General features: G+C 72.1%; 17 protein-coding genes. 8 read left to right on the plus strand and 9 right to left on the minus strand.

The window, feature by feature from the left end:
- Positions 1–95 precede the first annotated feature (95 nt).
- Positions 96–269, minus strand: coding sequence for a hypothetical protein (locus tag KKR01S_RS11015; RefSeq protein ID WP_165590123.1), 174 nt, complete (start codon positions 267–269; stop codon positions 96–98).
- A gap of 419 nt (positions 270–688) precedes the next feature.
- On the opposite strand from KKR01S_RS11015, the gene KKR01S_RS09025 reads away from it, so the two are divergent.
- The 3 genes from KKR01S_RS09025 to KKR01S_RS09035 all read left to right on the plus strand — a co-directional run bounded on the left by KKR01S_RS09025 (position 689) and on the right by KKR01S_RS09035 (position 4,078).
- Complete coding sequence (locus KKR01S_RS09025) at positions 689–1,609, plus strand: AEC family transporter (protein WP_061225823.1); 921 nt, start codon at positions 689–691, stop codon at positions 1,607–1,609.
- Positions 1,610–1,838: 229 nt separating this feature from the next.
- Positions 1,839–2,507, plus strand: a complete 669-nt coding sequence (locus tag KKR01S_RS09030) for a GntR family transcriptional regulator (protein WP_061225824.1) — start codon at positions 1,839–1,841, stop codon at positions 2,505–2,507.
- A gap of 134 nt (positions 2,508–2,641) precedes the next feature.
- Entirely contained in the window at positions 2,642–4,078 is a 1,437-nt protein-coding gene (locus tag KKR01S_RS09035) for an MFS transporter (RefSeq protein ID WP_318247409.1), read from the plus strand.
- Positions 4,079–4,324: 246 nt separating this feature from the next.
- Here KKR01S_RS09035 and KKR01S_RS09040 read toward each other — a convergent pair whose 3' ends face one another.
- Both KKR01S_RS09040 and KKR01S_RS09045 read right to left on the minus strand, forming a co-directional pair.
- On the minus strand, positions 4,325–5,272 hold the full coding sequence (locus KKR01S_RS09040; protein ID WP_058731491.1) for a phosphoglycerate dehydrogenase: 948 nt from the start codon (positions 5,270–5,272) through the stop codon (positions 4,325–4,327).
- A 36-nt stretch (positions 5,273–5,308) separates the two neighbouring features.
- Positions 5,309–5,830, minus strand: a complete 522-nt coding sequence (locus KKR01S_RS09045; RefSeq protein WP_058731490.1) for an SRPBCC family protein — start codon at positions 5,828–5,830, stop codon at positions 5,309–5,311.
- A gap of 70 nt (positions 5,831–5,900) precedes the next feature.
- Here KKR01S_RS09045 and KKR01S_RS09050 point away from each other — a divergent pair, with 70 nt between their 5' ends.
- Positions 5,901–6,218, plus strand: a complete 318-nt coding sequence (locus tag KKR01S_RS09050; protein ID WP_058731489.1) for a putative quinol monooxygenase — start codon at positions 5,901–5,903, stop codon at positions 6,216–6,218.
- A gap of 7 nt (positions 6,219–6,225) precedes the next feature.
- Positions 6,226–7,152, plus strand: coding sequence for an NUDIX hydrolase (locus tag KKR01S_RS09055; protein ID WP_244884136.1), 927 nt, complete (start codon positions 6,226–6,228; stop codon positions 7,150–7,152).
- Between the two features lie 231 nt (positions 7,153–7,383).
- Here KKR01S_RS09055 and KKR01S_RS09060 read toward each other — a convergent pair whose 3' ends face one another.
- The 3 genes from KKR01S_RS09060 to KKR01S_RS09070 form a co-directional block, all read right to left on the minus strand.
- The gene (locus KKR01S_RS09060; RefSeq protein ID WP_058731487.1) at positions 7,384–8,013 is read right to left on the minus strand and encodes a superoxide dismutase; all 630 of its coding nucleotides are present in this window, start codon (positions 8,011–8,013) and stop codon (positions 7,384–7,386) included.
- A gap of 126 nt (positions 8,014–8,139) precedes the next feature.
- Positions 8,140–8,613, minus strand: a complete 474-nt coding sequence (locus KKR01S_RS09065; protein ID WP_131800608.1) for a hypothetical protein — start codon at positions 8,611–8,613, stop codon at positions 8,140–8,142.
- A gap of 291 nt (positions 8,614–8,904) precedes the next feature.
- The gene (locus KKR01S_RS09070; protein WP_318247408.1) at positions 8,905–10,599 is read right to left on the minus strand and encodes an AbgT family transporter; all 1,695 of its coding nucleotides are present in this window, start codon (positions 10,597–10,599) and stop codon (positions 8,905–8,907) included.
- A gap of 122 nt (positions 10,600–10,721) precedes the next feature.
- Here KKR01S_RS09070 and KKR01S_RS11490 point away from each other — a divergent pair, with 122 nt between their 5' ends.
- Positions 10,722–11,474, plus strand: a complete 753-nt coding sequence (locus tag KKR01S_RS11490; protein ID WP_081101675.1) for an AzlC family ABC transporter permease — start codon at positions 10,722–10,724, stop codon at positions 11,472–11,474.
- Positions 11,471–11,863 (plus strand): AzlD domain-containing protein, encoded by a 393-nt coding sequence (locus KKR01S_RS09080; protein WP_061225829.1) that lies wholly within the window; start codon positions 11,471–11,473, stop codon positions 11,861–11,863. Before KKR01S_RS11490 ends, KKR01S_RS09080 begins: the two co-directional genes overlap by 4 nt.
- A 22-nt stretch (positions 11,864–11,885) precedes the next feature.
- Here KKR01S_RS09080 and KKR01S_RS09085 read toward each other — a convergent pair whose 3' ends face one another.
- Entirely contained in the window at positions 11,886–12,923 is a 1,038-nt protein-coding gene (locus tag KKR01S_RS09085) for an amino acid permease (RefSeq protein ID WP_217995743.1), read from the minus strand.
- Entirely contained in the window at positions 12,896–13,420 is a 525-nt protein-coding gene (locus KKR01S_RS11495) for an amino acid permease (RefSeq protein WP_217995744.1), read from the minus strand. The genes KKR01S_RS09085 and KKR01S_RS11495 overlap by 28 nt, the downstream gene beginning before the upstream one ends.
- Before the next feature lie 206 nt (positions 13,421–13,626).
- Between KKR01S_RS11495 and mmuM the strand changes: the two genes are divergently transcribed.
- On the plus strand, positions 13,627–14,646 hold the full coding sequence (mmuM, locus tag KKR01S_RS09090) for a homocysteine S-methyltransferase (protein ID WP_061225830.1): 1,020 nt from the start codon (positions 13,627–13,629) through the stop codon (positions 14,644–14,646).
- Positions 14,647–14,762: 116 nt separating this feature from the next.
- Here mmuM and KKR01S_RS09095 read toward each other — a convergent pair whose 3' ends face one another.
- The gene (locus KKR01S_RS09095) at positions 14,763–15,467 is read right to left on the minus strand and encodes a TenA family protein (RefSeq protein WP_061225831.1); all 705 of its coding nucleotides are present in this window, start codon (positions 15,465–15,467) and stop codon (positions 14,763–14,765) included.
- Between the last annotated feature and the right edge of the window lie 126 nt (positions 15,468–15,593).

Raw genomic sequence — 15,593 nt, forward strand, 5'->3', positions numbered from 1 at the left:
GACTCGAACACCTCCGCGGCTCCGCTCTGGGCTTCCGCAACCTCACCCACTACATCGCTCGGTCGCTGCTCGAAGCCGGAGGGTTCAGACCCGCGCTACACCCTCATTCGTGAAGAGCCGACAATCCGCGGATCACCCCAGGGAACGACCTTCCTGAACAGTCGATGATCGATCGGTTCGACACCTTTCTTCTTGCACACCCGATTCCTGATGATGATGGCCGCGGCGCAGATGAAGGTGAGCGCATCGAACCAGCCCAGGTCCATCACGCCCCTTCCATCTCTTGGCGCCGCGAGGCCTCGCCAGGAAAGCGCCTGACCTCAGGAGCGAACAACGAACCCGGGGTTCTCTGCAGAAGATCCGGCAACAAGATCATCCTCCGTCGCCCTGGAAGGCGCATCCGAACGCAGCGTACGTCGTCACTCTTCGACACTGGCATGTCGGCCCTGGTCATCAGTGCTGAGAGACATGGTACGGGTCTGGGACTCTTCAGGGTAGGTCGTCCTCTCCAGGAGGAAACCGACACCGACGTCTGAGACCCGGCGCAGTCAGGACCCGAGGACGGGGCAGCGCGGGAAGCGGCATCGCGCCTCCCTCTCAACGCGGCAGCAGGCCCACACCCCGCGCCCCTAGACTCGAGGGCGAGGAGCCGACGTCGCCGCGCTCACCAGGAGGAAAGGGGCCGCCCATGCTCGGGGTGCTCGAGGGGTTCGCGATCATCGGCGTCGTCGTCGGCATCGGCTACACCGTGGAGCGCTCCGGGGTGCTCGGCAAAGGCGCCGGATGGCAGCTGAACCGCTTCGCCTTCTTCGTGGCCCTGCCCGCCCTGATGTTCACCACCCTGGCCGGCACGGACCTGCACGTCATCTTCTCCGGGCGCCTGCCGGTGGCCGCGATCAGCTTCGCCGCGATGGCAGGCCTCTACGCGCTGGTCGCCGGACTCATCCTGCGCCGCGGGGTGGCCCGGGTGACCGTCGGCGCCGTCGGGGCCGGGCTGCTCAACGCCAACAACATGGGCCTGCCGGTGGCCACCTACATCTTCGGGGACCTGGCCCAGGTCGCCCCGATCCTGCTGTTCCAGCTGATCTTCGCCACGCCGCTGTGCCTGGCCGTGCTCGACGTCGTCTCCCGCGGGCAGGTGAGGCTGAGGACCATCGCCACCCAGCCGCTGCGCAACCCCCTGATCCTCGGCTCGGCGGCCGGGATCATCGTGAACCTGCTGGGGCTTCCGGTCCCCGACGTCGTGCACGAGCCGCTGCGCCTGCTCGGCGAGGCCGGCATCCCGCTGATCCTGGTGGCCTTCGGCATGTCCCTGCGCGGCAGCCGACCGCTCGCCGTGCCGGGCCAGCGGACGGAGACCCTGCTGGCCGTGGGCCTGAAGGTCGCGATGATGCCGGTGGCGGCCTACCTCCTGGGCCGCTTCGCCTTCCACCTGGCCCCGCACGACCTGTTCGCCGCGACCGTCCTGGGTGGGCTGCCGACGGCGCAGAACCTGTTCAACTTCGCCTCCCGGTACGACCAGCAGGTCTCCCTGGCCCGGGACATCGTGCTGCTGTCCACCCTCGCCTCGGTCCCCGCCCTGCTGGTCATCTCAGCCCTCATGGCCTGACGCCGCGGGGCATCGCCTGCCGGCGGCCGGGCCCCTCAGCGTCCCGGCTCCAGGGCCCCGCACCCAGGGGCCGCACCCAGGGCCGCGGAACCGGCCGGACAGCGGAGGCGATCCCGTCGGTGAGGCGGGGGTTGCTTCGCGGCGCGATGAGACTATGATGCAACTTGTATCTAAGTTGTGCTCGTGAGGCTCACCAGACCTCGTCGGGCCGATCCCCCGGAAGGCTCCCATGACCGCCCAGACCGCTCCCGCCCGCCCCACCGGCGCCTCCGCGGCGGACCTGGTGTACCAGCACGTCAAGACCCGCATCCTCGAGCACGACCTCGAGGGCGGGGAGCTGATCTCCGAAGGCGAGATCGCCGCGGCGCTGGAGGTCTCCCGCACCCCGGTGCGCGAGGGATTCATCCGCCTGCAGACCGAAGGGTGGATGACCCTCTACCCCAAGCGCGGCGCCCTGATCCGGCAGGTCGGCCCCCACGAGATCCGCGACGTCGTGCAGGCCCGGATCATGGTGGAATCCCACGCGGTGCGCCAGATCGTGGCCGCCGGGGAGCAGGAGCAGGTGGCCGCGGAGCTGGCCGAGATCCTGGACCGGCAGGACGCCGCCCGCCGCGCCGAGGACCACGACGACTTCGTCGCCACCGACGCCCAGTTCCACCAGCACCTGGTGGCCTCCGCCGGCAATCAGCTGATCACCACCTTCTACCTCAGCCTCGCGGACCGGCAGCGGCGCATGTCCGCCCGCGCCGTCTGGCGCGACGACCGTCGCTCCGCCACCGTGCTGGCGGGACACCGGAACCTGCTCGACGCCGTGCGGGCCGGGGACCCGGGAGCCTTCGAGACCGCGCTGACCGAGCACCTGACCACCGTGCACGAGCGCCTGCTCGGCGCCCCGTAATCCCCGCCCCGAACCCCGAGCCCTGCCGTCTTCCGGGACGGCGCCCCCGCACTTCCCGCGCCGCCCGCGCGGGACCCGGCCGCCGACGTCGTCGGCCATCCCCCACCGCACCGCCGCCCCGAAAGGAAACCCGCGTGTCCGCCGAGACCGCCGCCACCACCCACGACGTCACCGCCGCCGCGACGCCGCCGGCCGATCCCCAGACCGGTGCCGCCGCCCACGACGCGGCCGACGGCGCCCGCCCCGCCGGCACCGCCCGCCCCGAGCTGAACCACCCCGCCACCTCGGCCAACGCCGTCGTGCCCGTGGGTGCGGCCCGCCCGCGCATCCCGCACTGGCTGAAGGTCGCCGCCGCGCTGTTCGCCGTGGCCTGGGGCGGCAACCAGTTCACCCCGCTGCTGATCATGTACAAGGACCTGGATGGGCTGTCCACCGGCGCGGTGGATGTGCTGCTCGGCGCCTACGTGCTGGGCATCATCCCCGCCCTGCTGATCGGCGGCCCGATGTCCGACAGGTACGGTCGGCGCCCCCTGATGGTCCCGGCCCCGGTGCTGGCGATGATCGCCTCCATCCTGCTGGGAGTGGGAACCTCCTCCCCCGCCGTGCTGTTCCTCGGCCGCATCTTCTCCGGCCTGGCCCTGGGCCTGGTGATGGTCGTGGGCGGCTCCTGGATCAAGGAGCTCTCCGGCGCACCCTACGACCCCGAGGCCGACGAGTCCGCCGGCGCCCGCCGCTCCTCCATGGCCCTGACCGCCGGCTTCGGCCTCGGGGCGGCGGTGGCCGCGGCACTGGCGCAGTTCGGCCCCCTGCAGGCCCAGACCCCGTACCTGGTGCACCTGCTCGTCACCGCGATCGGCTTCCTGATGGTGCTGCGCGCCCCGGAGACCCACGCCCGCCAGGCCACCCCGGCGCCGCTGGCCGAGGACCTGAAGATCCCGGCCGCCACGCACCGGCGGTTCCTGTGGGTCGTGGTGCCGATGGCGCCGTGGGTCTTCGGCTGCGCCGGCTGCGCCTACGCGGTGCTGCCCGGGCTGATGGGCTCGCGCACCCACGGGCTCGACGTCGGCTTCTCCGGGCTGCTGTGCCTGATCGCCCTGGGATTCGGCATCGGCATCCAGTCCGTCGGCAAGAAGCTGGATGACCCGGGCTCCGCCCGCGGCGTGGTGGTGGGCCTGGCCGCGACCGTGCCCAGCATGGGCCTGGCCGCCTGGGCCGCCGCGACCCACGACCCCGCCGTCGCCATCCTGGCCGCGGCCGCCCTGGGGCTGGCCTACGGGATGCTGCTGGTCTCCGGGCTGCAGGAGGTGCAGCGCATCGCCGGACCGGAGGACCTGGCCGGGCTGACCGCCGTGTACTACTCCCTGACCTACCTGGGCTTCTTCATCCCGGCGACCCTGGCCATGCTCAACACGTGGCTGACCTACCCGCTGATGTTCGCCGGCGGGTCCGTGGTGGCGCTGCTGTGCCTGGGGATCGCGGTGGCCTTCTACCGCCGTCACCTGCCCGCCGCCCAGGCCCCGCGCACGATGTCGGTCCCGGCCGCCGGCGCCCCGGAGGCCACGGCGCGCTGAGCCGCCGGGGGGTCTGGTCGCGTCGGCGTCCCCGTTGACGTCGACGTCGGCGAGGCGGCGCTCTCGTTCCCACCCCTCCGCGAGACGGCGCATCCGTTCCCGGAAATCGCGTTTTCGGGAACGAATGCGCCGTCTCGCGTGAGAAGGGTGCCCGTGCAGGGAACGAGAGCGCCGGGTCGTTGCAGAGGGGCGCCCGCGTAGGGAACGAGAGCGCCGTCTCGCGGAAGTGGGACCCGGCGTCGGCGGCTACATGCGGTTGCGGAACTCGCCGTCGCCGCGCAGGGCCTTCAGGTTGTGCCCGATCAGCTCCTCCGCGCCCACCGGGCGCCCGCCGGCCGCGTGCGGGGTGATGATCAGGTGCGGGGCGCCCCACAGGGGGTCCTCGGCCGGCAGCGGCTCGGTCTTGGCGACGTCGATCGCGGCCCCCGCGATCCGCCCCTCCTCCAGGGCCTCGATCAGCGCGGCCTCGTCCACGGTGGACCCGCGGCCGACGTTGACCACGTAGGCGGTATCCGGGAGGGTCTTCAGCACCGCTGCGTCGAGGGAATCCGCGGTGGCCTCACCGGAGGGCAGGATCATGACCAGCAGGTCCGTGCGGGCCAGCAGCTCGTTCTTCTCCTCGGTGGCCACCACCGGATACCCCGCGCGCTCCCCCGTGGAGCGGGCGATGCCGGAGACCTTCGCGCCCAGGGCCGTGAACAGCGGTGCGAGGGTCTGCCCGATGGAGCCGAAGCCCCAGATGGTCACGTGCGCGTCGAGCAGGGTGGTGATCGGCGCGCCCTCCGGGTGCAGCGGCTGCGCCCCGCCAAGCTCCGAGGCCCACTCGCGGCGCTCCTGGCGCCTGGCGAGCTCGGGCAGGAAGCGGACCAGGGACAGGGACAGCGCCAGGGCGTGCTCGGAGACGGTCCGGTCGTGCAGGCCGATGCCGGCGCAGACCACCACATCCTCGCCGAAGCCGGCCTTCTTGATCTGGTCCGGCCCGGCCAGCAGCGCCTGGATGAGCTTCAGGTCGGTCAGGCGCTGTGCGGCGTCGGCGAGCTGGTCGTCGGTGTTGCCCCAGACCACCAGGACCTCGGCGTCGGCGTCCTCCTCGCGCACCGGCTGCGTGGGGTCGTACCCGGCGACGACGTCGCCCGGCTCCAGGGGCAGCGTCTGCGCATCCAGCTCGATGGACATGGGTAGCAGGATCTTCATGGGTGCTCCTTCTGATTCGGGTGGGCCGCCGAGAGGTCAGCCGCGTGGCGGGAAGGTCCGGTGCAGGCGGGCCAGGGACAGGGCGATGGAGCGGCGGTTGCGGGCGAATCCGCCGTCGAGTCGATACAGCGGGGCCAGGGGGAGGCCGAGCACGCGGGCCGCCGCGGCGTCGAAGGTGCAGCGCACGGTGATCGCCTCCGCGCTGTCCCCCTCCGGGTCCCCCGCGGGGAGGATCTCCCAGGCCCAGGTGTGCCCGCCGGGCATGACCCACGCGAAGGTCCGCTCGGGCTCCCGGCGGATGACGGTGGCGCGCATCCGGTAGGGGATGCCGTATAGGCGCATGCGCTGCACGGTGCTCTGCCCGACCTCCGGAGCCTCCGGGCCGTCGATCAGCCCGCGGACGTTCCCGCCGCCGTCGAGCTCGGCGTGGCGCCGCGGCCGGGACACCAGATCCCAGACCTGCGAAGCCTCCACCCCCGGCAGCACGGTCTGGGCGCTGACGACGTCGCGGTGGGTCGGCAGGAAGTGGACCAGCGGCGCGGGTGTGGCGGTGCTCATGCGCCCCATTGTCCCACGGGCCGGGCGTGCCACGATGGAAGGAGACCATCACCGACCCGAGGAGGACCCCATGATCTCGATCGTCGTCCGCTTCCCCGTGAAGCCCGAGCACGCCGACACCTGGATGGAGCACGTCCGGGAGTTCACCGAAGCCACCCGCGCGGAACCCGGCAACAAGTGGTTCCTGTGGAACCGCAGCGTCGAGGACCCTAACGAGTACGTCCTGCTGGAGGCCTTCGAAGACGACGCCGCCGAGGCCCACGTGAACTCCGAGCACTTCCAGAAGGCCATGAAGGACCTGTACCCGCTGATCACCCAGACGCCCAAGATCATCTCCCGGCAGGTCGACGGCGACGGCTGGGACGAGATGGGCGAGCTGAAGAAGTAGCGAAGCTGTGAGCGATGAGGCGGGGACGGCGCCCGGCTTGGCCGGGGCAGGTGGGCCGGTCGGGGCGGCGTCGGCCCCGGTGCAGCTGGCCGTCTCCACGGTGATCCTGGCTCTGCGGCCCGACGAGGCTGCGGCCGGGGTTGCTGAGGCTGGTGCTGCCGGGACCGGGGGCGAGGCGGCCGATGCCGCGGCGTCGGCGTCCGATACCGGCGCGGCCGGGGCTGGGTCCGCGGCGGCCGACGGTCGGCTGCGGCTGTGGCTGCCGCTGGTGCGGCGCATCCGCGCGCCCTACCGCGGGCTGTTCGCCCTGCCCGGCGGCCCCCTGCCCCCGGAGCTGTCCCTCGAGGAGGCCGCGGCCTCCATGCTGCGGGACGCGACCGGGCTGGTTCCCGGCTACCTGGAGCAGCTCTACGCCTTCGGTCGGGTGCACCGGGGACAGGCCCGCGCCCCGGGGGACGATGCCGAGGCGGCGTCGGGCTCCGAGACGGCGTCGCGGGCATCAGCGGAGGAGGATGCCGCGGCCGAGCGCGTGGTCTCGGTGGTGTACTGGGCGTCGGTGCCCTCCGCGCAGGCGGCGCAGGTGCTCGAGGAGGAGAACGTGCGGTGGTTCCCGGTGGACCGGCTGCCGCGCCTGGCCTTCGACCACCGGGAGATCGTGGACTACGCGCTCACGCGGCTGCGCGCCAAGGTGGAGTACTCGCGGGTCGCGCACTCCTTCCTCGACGAGGAGTTCACGCTGGCGCAGCTGCGCGAGGTCTACGAGGCGATCCTGGGACGGTCCCTGGACCCGGCGAACTTCCGACGCCGGGTGGCCGCCTCCCGCGCCGTCATCGACACCGGCCGACGCCTGACCGGCACCCCGCACCGCCCCCCGCGGCTGTACCGCTACGACGACTCCCTGGCCTTCGCCGACTCCGCCCCGCCCCCGCAGTAACCCGGCCGACGCCGCGGGTACCGGGCACTGCCGTCAGCCGCCATTGACCCCGGCGCTCACCCGCCGTACCGGATCGTGCGTCCGGTGCCGGATCATCCGGCCCGCGCTGCACGATCCGGTCCGCGGCACCGCCCCCGGGTCGCCCCTTAAAGAACCGGAGCCCCGTCCCACCGAGCGCGCGGCTCGGCGGGGCGGGGCTCCGACGTCGTCACGGGGACGGACGCGGGGACCTTACGGAACGATCAGGCCCTGGGTCTGGGTGCGGGCGCGGTCGAAGCGCTGCTGCACGTCAGCCCAGTTCACGATGTTCCAGAAGGCCTTGACGTAGTCCGGCTTGACGTTCTGGTAGTCCAGGTAGAAGGCGTGCTCCCACATGTCCAGCTGCAGGATCGGGGTCTGCGCCAGCGGGATGTTGCCGGCCTGCTGGTCGTACATCTGGAACAGGTTCAGGCGCTGCCCGATGGAGTCCCAGGCGAGCACGGCCCAGCCGGAGCCCTGGATGCCGGTGGCGGTGGCGGTGAACTGGCTCTTGAACGCGTCGAAGGAGCCGAAGAAGTCGTCGATCGCCGCGGCGAGCTCACCGGTGGGCTTGTCGCCGCCGTCCGGGGAGAGGTTGTTCCAGAAGATGGAGTGGTTGACGTGGCCGCCGAGGTTGAAAGCGAGGTCCTTCTCCAGCTGGTTCACGAACGCGAGGTCGCCGTTGGCGCGGGCCTCCTCGAGCTTCTGCAGCCCGGCGTTGGCGCCCTTGACGTAGGTGGCGTGGTGCTTGTCGTGGTGCAGCTCCATGATCCGCGCGGAGATGTGCGGCTCGAGGGCGGCGTAGTCGTACGGGAGATCGGGAAGCGTGTACTGGTCAGCCATGTCGATCCTTTCGGTGATCCAGCTTATAGAACCGCCTCCCAGGCTAGCGCCGCCGCCCGCGCTCCACCAGGGCCCCCGGGGGCTTCCGCCACCAGCGGAAGGTGTCCCGGGATGACGACGGCGCCCTCAGCGCGTCCCGCTCGGCGCCCCGATGCGGAACCCGCCCATCCGATACGAGGAGTGCAGGTACAGCACCGCGAGCGCGGTGGGCAGCAGCAGGATGAGCTGCTCCGGCAGCGGGCGGGCGAAGTACCAGCCGTTCCCGGTGAGCACGCCGAGGAGCAGGAGCAGGCCGATCATGAAGCTCGCCGTGGGATGCCCGGTCATCTTCCACCACGGCCGCGGCAGGTTCGACTCATCCGACGCGCGGAAGATGCGGGTCAGCAGATAGGCACCCGCGCACCACTGGACCCACAGCGTGATCTGGTCCGCCCAGACCGATCCGGTCCAGGCCGTGAGCGTCCTCGCCGCCGCGTCCGCCAGCACCCCGACCATCACCACCAGCACCGTTTTGAGGATCGGCGAGCGCACACACCACCGGAACGGATCCTCCACGGGGAAGTCATGCCCGGCGTCCGGAGTGCTCGCTTCTGCTCCCATGCGCACCAGGCTAACCATGACGACGGCGCCCCGGGTCTCGCCCACCCGGCACCGACCCGGCGCATCCGTTCCCGCACCCCACGCTCCCGACGCCGACCCGGCGCATCCGTTCCCGAAAAACCGATTTTCGGGAACAGATGCGCCGGGTCGCGGAAGGGGTGGGAACGGATGCGCCGGGTCGCGGAAGGGGTGGGAACGAAAGCGCCGCCTCGCCTCGGAGAAGGCGCCCGGGTGGGAACGAAAGCCCCGCCTCGCGTCGGCGAGGACGCCGGAGTCGGACCGACGCCCGGCTCACCCGCCGATCATGATGCCGGCGCCCGGGCCCAGGGGCAGGTCGAAGAAGTAGAAGACGCACAGGACGATGAACCACCCGATCCAGAACAGGATCGCGAAGGGCACCAGCCGGGCCATCACGGTGCCCAGGCCGGCCTTCGGCTCGTACTTGCGCAGCATGGTCAGGATGATCACCAGGTAGGGCGACAGCGGGGTGACCACCTGGGTCGCGGAGTCGCCGATGCGGAACGCGGCCTGCACGAAGGCCGGTTCGTACCCGAGCAGTCCGAACATCGGCACGAACACCGCCGCCATCAGCGTCCACATCCCGGAGCCGGAGGTGATGAACAGGTTCAGCAGCGAGCACAGCAGGATGAACAGCACCACGATCGGAAAGCCGGTGATCCCCGCGTCCTGCAGCCCGGTGGCGAGCTTGACGGCGGTCCAGGAGCCGATCCCGGACCAGTTGAACAGGGCCACGAACTGCCCGAGGACGAAGGCGATGACGAGGAACGGGATGAGGTCCTTCAGCGCCAGGCCCATGATGGTCGGCACGTCCTTCATGCCGCGCACCACCCCGGCCACGCGCCCGTAGACGTACCCGCCCACCGCGAACAGCGCGAAGATGATGAACACCAGCGAGTCCATGAGCGGTGACTTGGGGAGGAATCCGCCGTCGTCGTTGCGCCACGGGGAGGCCGGCAGCAGCGCGAACACGATCATCGCGATCCCGACGACGGCCAGGGCGACGGCGCCCCACACCAGCCCCTTCTTCTCCTGCGCGGTGACGGGCCCGGTCTGGTCGAACTGGTCCGCGGGGACGAAGGCGTCCTCCCCGCCGACGGCGCGCATCTGCCGGGTGGTGGGCTGGGCGGGATCCACCGGGTCGCCGCTCTCCTCCTGGGGGACCTGCTGCCGGTTCAGGCGCGGCTCGAGCACCTTGTCGATCAGCCACCCGCAGATGACGGTGAGCACCAGGGACGAGGCGATGTTGAACCAGTAGTTGGACAGCGGGGTGACGGTGGTGGCGGTCTGGGCGACCTGGGGGACGTTGGGCATCACGGCGTTGGTGATCCCGGCGAACAGCGCATCCAGGGTGGTGGGCAGCACCGCCGTCGAGAACCCGGCGTTGACGGCCGCGAAGCCGCCCAGGAGCCCGGCGACCGGGTGGCGACCGACGGCCTTGAAGGCGAGGGCGGCCAGCGGCGGGACGACGAGGAAGGAGGAGTCCGCCATGATCGAGGCGGACACGCCCACGAACGCGACGGCGTAGGGCAGCAGCCAGCGCGGGGCGTTGCCGATGCCCAGGCGGATGGCGGTGGAGAGGAAGCCGGTCTTGTCCGCGATGCCGATGCCGAGCAGGATCGTGGCGACGGTGACCAGCGGCGGGAATCCGATGTAGTTGTCCCCGATGGTGGAGGTGAACCAGGCGATGCCCTCCCCGGTGAACAGGCCCTTGATGGCGAGCTTCTCGTCGGAGCCGGGCATGGTGACCTCGGCCCCGCTCAGGGCCATGACGGTGGAGATGGCGCCGGTGATCAGGAACAGGATGATGAACAGGGTGAAGGGCTCGGGCAGCTTGTTACCGAGCTTCTCCACGGCGGTGAGCAGACGGTCTCCGGCCCCGCGGGTGGGGGCGGTCTGCGCGGTGTCGGTGTCGGTGTCGGCCATGGCGATCTCCGGGTCTCGGCGGGTGCGTGCGATGTGGCTCACGACCCTACCGCCTGCGGATCACGAGCAGGTGACGGCGCGGTATCGGGGCCGGGGCCTGGATCGGGGCCGGGCGGCGTCGCCCCGATGTGACGGCGGCCAGTGGATATAGCACGATACGAAATATGAGATCCGTGCCCAGCTCCGGCCGACCGTGGTTCCCGGCGGTCGCTCCTGCCCAGCGCAGGGAGTGCGCGGTGATCGGGGTGACCCTGGTGGCTGTGGGCCTGTCCTACGGAGCGCTGTCCCAGGCCTCGGGCTTCCCCCTGTGGCAGACGGTGATGCTCGCGGCTCTGGCGATCGGCGGTGCTGCGGAGCTGACCTTCGTCGGGGTGGTGGCCGCCGGCGGCGCCCCGATCCTGGCGGTGCTGGGCGGCCTGCTGGTGAACTCCCGGAACTTCGCCTTCGGGCTGAGCATCGGCGAGTACGCTCCGCGGGGTGTGCGCCAGTACCTGGCGGCGCACCTGGCCAATGACGAGACGGCGGCCTTCGCGCGCCCAGGGGCGGATCGCACCGAGCGGTGGCAGCGCTTCGTCCTGATGGCGGTGGTCCTGTTCCCGGCATGGGTGGGCGGCGCCGCCCTGGGCCAGCTGCTGGGATCGGTGGTGGACGCGGACCGGCTGGGGCTGGACGCGGCGTTCCCGGTGATCCTGTTCTGCCTGGTGGTCCAGGACCTGCGCAGCCCCTTCCTGGGGGTGACGGCGGCCGGCGGCGCGCTGCTGGCGGTCGCGGCCACCCCCGTGCTGCCGCTGGGGCTGGGGGCCGTGGCCTCCCTGCTCGCGCTGATCCCGGCGGCCGCCTTCCTGAAGGTGCTCGCCCGGCGTCGTCGGCGGCCCGACGCCGGGGACGGCCGCGCGACGGCGGGAGGTGCGGCATGAGCCCGGCGGCGTTCCTGGCGGCCCTGGCGGGCCTGGCCGGCGGCACCTACCTGATGCGGATCCTGGGGGTGAAGATCGGCGCGCTGTCCGCCCGCACGACGGCGCAGGAGGACGAGGCCGAACTCGCCCGGGAGACCGCGACCGCGGTGTCCCCGCACGAGCTGAGCCAGTCACCGGCGCGGCTGTGGATGGACCGGGCGACGGTGGTGCTGATCGTGGCGGTGGCGGCCACGACCATGCTCTTCGAGGGCCAGGAGGTCGTGGGTCCGGCGCGGATCATCGGGGCGGGCACGGGGATCCTGGCGGCCCTGCTCAAGGCCCCGATGCTGGCCTGCGTGGTCCTGGCGATGGCCGTCTGCGCGGGCCTGCGAGCGCTGGGAGTGGCGTGAGCCCGGGAGCCGACGGCGCGGGTCAGCCGACCGCCGCCTCCCCCGCTTCTCCGCTCCCCGTCTCCGCGCGGCGTCGGGCCCTGCCCACCAGGAACCAGGTGAGGTAGCAGATCGCGACGAAGGGGACCGTCCAGAACAGGGCGGGCCGCTGCTCCGGGTCCAACACGATCAGCACGCAGGAGGCGGCGGTCAGGACCAGCGCCAGCACCGGGACCACCGGGTAGCCCGGGGTGCGGTAGGGCAGGTCCTCCAGGCGCCCGCCCGCGGCGAGGTAGCGACATCGGAACACGAGCTGGCAGGCGCAGATCGCCACCCACACCAGCATGACCGCCAACCCGGAGATGGAGACCAGCACCAGGTACACGCTGCCGGGAGCGAGCACCGAGGAGAGCAGGGTCAGCAGTCCTCCCACCAGGCTCACGAGGGTCGCCCGCACCGGCACCCCGCGGCCGGTGGTGACGCCGAGGAAGCGCGGCACCATGCCCTGCTGGGCCAGCGACCAGAGCATGCGGGTTGAGGCATACAGCCCGGAGTTGGCGGCGGAGAGGATGGCGGTGAGGATCACCAGGTTCATGACGTCCGCGGCATACGGGACGCCGATCCGCTGCAGCACGGTGACGAACGGGCTCTCCACGACCCCGGCCTCCCGGTACGGGATCAGCGCGGCGATCACGGTGATCGCCCCGAGGAAGAAGACCACGAGCCGCCAGAGGGCCGCGCGGATCGCCCGCGGCACCGCCTGCCGTGGATTCTGCGCCTCCCCCGCGGTGACGCCGATCAGCTCGGTCCCGGAGTACGCGAAGTCCACGGCGAGCATCGTCGTGAACACGATGGGCAGGCCGTGGGGGAACCAGCCGTCGGCGGTGAGCTCGGAAAAGAACGGCGCCGCAGAGCCGTCGTGCAGCGGCAGCAGGCCGACCATCGCCGCCGCCCCGAGCAGGATGAATGCGACGATCGCCACCACCTTGACCCCGGCCAGCCAGGATTCCGTGCGCCCGAAGATGCGCACCGAGCACAGGTTGATCCCGGCGATCAGCAGGATCGACGCCGCGGAGAACACCCACACCGGAACCTGCGGCAGCCACCGCTGCAGATCAGCCCGGAGGCCGTGAACTCGCTGCCCAGGGCCACCGTCCAGGTCAGCCAGTACAGCACGGCGACGGTGAATCCCGTGCCCGGGCCGAGGAATCGGGTGGCGTAGACGTGGAAGGAGCCGGTCCACGGCATCGCGGTGGACAGCTCCCCGAGGCACATCATCACGAGGTAGACCAGCACCGCACCCACCCCGTAGGCCAGGATGGTGCCGGCCGGGCCGGCCTGGGAGATGGTGTACCCGGAGCTGAGGAACAGGCCCGTGCCGACCACCCCGCCCAGGGAGATCATCAGCAGGTGCCGCTGGGTCATCCCGCGGTGCAGGGCCGTCCCCTCCCCCGGGGCCGCCGCCTCAGGGGCCGCCTCCCCCGGCCCGACCGGATCGGACATCGGCGTCGCGCCGGCGATCTCTGGGGCGCTGACTCCCGACGACCCGGCCCCCTCGGGGGCCCGCTCTGAGCTCATCCTGCTCTCCGTTCTCCGAACCTGCCTGTCCCGCCGCCGCGCCGATCTCCGGCTCGGCTGCCTGCCGCCGACGCGCTGCGGACTCACGGCGAACGCACCGCGGACTCGCGGCGGGACGATCCGGGCGGCATCGGCGTAGGGTGCGTGCAGAACCCTCCCGCGCCGCGTCGGGAGCACCTGCGCACCGTCCCCGAAAGGAAGCCGCGATGCCCCGCCAGCCCTTCCCCACCGCCCTGACCCAGGCCTCCGCGCCCCTGATCCTGGACGGCGCGATGGCCACGGAGCTGGAGGGCCTGGGGGTGGACACCTCCACGCCCCTGTGGTCCGCGACGGCGCTGGCTGAGCATCCGGAAGCGGTGCGAGCCGTGCACGAGGCGTACTACCGGGCCGGTGCCCAGGTGGCGACAACGAACACGTACCAGGCGAACATACCGGCCTTCACCGCGGCGGGATGGTCTGCGTGGGAAGCTGACGCGCTGCTGCAACGCGCCGTCACACTCGCACGCGAAGCACGGGATGCGGCGGCGTCGGACGGGTGGGTGGCCGGGTCCGTGGGACCGTACGGGGCGTACCTGGCGGACGGCTCCGAGTACACGGGGCGGTACCAGCTGAGCGAGGAGGAGTTCCGGGACTTCCACCGACCGCGGCTGCGGGCCCTGCTGGGGGCGGGTGCGGAGGCGCTGGCCCTGGAGACCATGCCGCACGTCGGCGAGGTGCGCGCCCTGGTGCGGCAGCTGGCGCAGGAGTTCCCGGACGCCCGGGCGTGGGTGAGCCTGTCCGTGCGGCAGGCGTCCGACGGCGAGGCTGAGGCCGACGGGGGCGGTTCCGACGGCGGGACCGCGTCCGTGCCGGGCGGCGGCGGGCCCCGGGCTGATGACGACGCCGCGCCCGTGCTGTGCGACGGCACCGCCCTGCCGGAGATCGCCGCCCTGCTCGAGGAGTCCCCGCAGGTGGTGGCCGTGGGGGTCAACTGCCTGCCGATCCCCCGCGTGGCCCCGGCCCTGCGGGCGCTGCGTCGGGGCACGGCCAAGCCCCTGGTGGCCTACCCCAATTCGGGGGAGCGCTACGACCCGGTCACCAAATCCTGGGAGCCCGCCCCCGGCCCGGCCTCCCCGGCCGATGCCGCGGCCGCGTGGGCGGCGTCGGGCGCCCGACTGATCGGCGGCTGCTGCCGGACCACCCCTTCGGACATCCGGCGAATCCGGGCCGCCCTCACCCACCCCTGAGCGCCCCGCCCGCCGCCCGCGTCTGGGATTTCGGGCCGGGTTCGTCGTTTCGGGACGGGATATTCCGGTCCCGAAACGACGAACCCGTCCCGAAACCGGATGAGCGACAGGACCGGTCAGCGGGTCCAGACCTCCCGGCGGTGGGCGGCGTCCCAGAACAGCTCCTCCCACCGGCAGGCATCCAGGAAGGCCTCCCGCATCTGCTCGCGCATCGGGGCTGAGGCCTCGCGGGCCGCCTCCTCCACCAGGGCCACCGCGCCCCGGGCCGACGCCGCGAACTCCGGGTCGCCGTACTCGGCCGCCCACCGGCGGAACGGATGCTCCGCCACCTCCTGCGCCCCGCCGGATAAGGCCAGGCCCACCTCCGCGTAGATCCAGAAGCAGGGCAGCACCGCCGCGGCCCCCACCGCGTAGGGGCGCACCGCGCAGGCCGCCACCAGGGAGTGCATATACCCGCGCGTCGTCGGGCTCGGGGCCTGCGGGCGCGGCAGATCCGCCAGCAGCGGGTCGGACAGCAGCTGCCCGTGCAGCGCCTGCTCGGCCTCGACGGCCGTGTGCGCGCTGCCCGCCCAGAACGCTCCCGCCCCGGCCGACGGCGCCTTCGCGGCCAGCAGGGCCAGGGCCCGGGAGTACTCGGCGAGGTAGAAGGCGTCCTGCTGCAGGTACTCCGCGAACGCCCCGGGATCCAGGCTCCCGTCGGCCAGCTGCCGCAGGAACGGCAGGCGCAGCACCCGCTCCCGGATGGTCCGGGCCTGCGCCCACCAGTGCCCGGTGTGCTCCCCCGCGCCCCAGCGGCCTTCGTCCAGCACGCTCAGCTCCATCGCGTCCCCATCTTCTCCTCGTCTCCTCGTCATCTCCGCTCCTCCGACCCCAGCTCCGGGACCGTTTCGTGCATCCGGGACCGGATGATCCAGCTCCGAACGCACGAAGCGGTCCACCAGCGACGC

The sequence above is a fragment of the Rothia kristinae NBRC 15354 genome, from assembly GCF_001570865.1.
In the GTDB taxonomy this organism is placed as follows: Bacteria; Actinomycetota; Actinomycetes; order Actinomycetales; family Micrococcaceae; genus Rothia; species Rothia kristinae.

Coding starts and splice junctions, on each gene's coding strand:
- KKR01S_RS09025 (WP_061225823.1), top strand. CDS start 689: ATGCTCGGGGTGCTCGAGGGGTTCGCGATCATCGGCGTCGTCGTCGGC.
- KKR01S_RS09030 (WP_061225824.1), top strand. CDS start 1,839: ATGACCGCCCAGACCGCTCCCGCCCGCCCCACCGGCGCCTCCGCGGCG.
- KKR01S_RS09040 (WP_058731491.1), bottom strand. CDS start 5,272: ATGAAGATCCTGCTACCCATGTCCATCGAGCTGGATGCGCAGACGCTG.
- KKR01S_RS09045 (WP_058731490.1), bottom strand. CDS start 5,830: ATGAGCACCGCCACACCCGCGCCGCTGGTCCACTTCCTGCCGACCCAC.
- KKR01S_RS09050 (WP_058731489.1), top strand. CDS start 5,901: ATGATCTCGATCGTCGTCCGCTTCCCCGTGAAGCCCGAGCACGCCGAC.
- KKR01S_RS09060 (WP_058731487.1), bottom strand. CDS start 8,013: ATGGCTGACCAGTACACGCTTCCCGATCTCCCGTACGACTACGCCGCC.
- KKR01S_RS09065 (WP_131800608.1), bottom strand. CDS start 8,613: ATGGGAGCAGAAGCGAGCACTCCGGACGCCGGGCATGACTTCCCCGTG.
- KKR01S_RS11490 (WP_081101675.1), top strand. CDS start 10,722: ATGAGATCCGTGCCCAGCTCCGGCCGACCGTGGTTCCCGGCGGTCGCT.
- KKR01S_RS09080 (WP_061225829.1), top strand. CDS start 11,471: ATGAGCCCGGCGGCGTTCCTGGCGGCCCTGGCGGGCCTGGCCGGCGGC.
- KKR01S_RS11495 (WP_217995744.1), bottom strand. CDS start 13,420: ATGAGCTCAGAGCGGGCCCCCGAGGGGGCCGGGTCGTCGGGAGTCAGC.
- mmuM (WP_061225830.1), top strand. CDS start 13,627: ATGCCCCGCCAGCCCTTCCCCACCGCCCTGACCCAGGCCTCCGCGCCC.
- KKR01S_RS09095 (WP_061225831.1), bottom strand. CDS start 15,467: ATGGAGCTGAGCGTGCTGGACGAAGGCCGCTGGGGCGCGGGGGAGCAC.